The sequence below is a fragment of the Paenibacillus sp. LPE1-1-1.1 genome, assembly GCF_040676435.1.
Classification (GTDB): Bacteria; Bacillota; Bacilli; order Paenibacillales; family Paenibacillaceae; genus Pristimantibacillus.
On record NZ_JBEGHY010000040.1, the window covers coordinates 1 to 222 of the forward strand.

The 222-nt window shown below is 55.9% G+C and carries 1 rRNA gene; it reads right to left on the reverse strand.

The features are described 5' to 3' along the window. Nucleotides 1-222 (reverse strand): 23S ribosomal RNA (locus tag MRBLPE1_RS33265); the annotation flags it as partial.

Below are 222 nucleotides of genomic sequence, written 5' to 3' on the forward strand. Positions count from 1 at the left end.
GCTCTGCTCGCCTACCTGTGTCGGTTTGCGGTACGGGCACCTTCACCTGGCTAGAGGCTTTTCTTGACAGCCGGAGTACATGACCTTCGCTACTGTAATTTTCGCTCCCCATCACAGCCCAGCCTAATAGTGTGCGGATTTGCCTACACACTAGCCTCACTGCTTGGACGGGCTATTCCATCAGCCCGCGTCACTGCCCTTCTGTGTCACCCCATTGCTCAT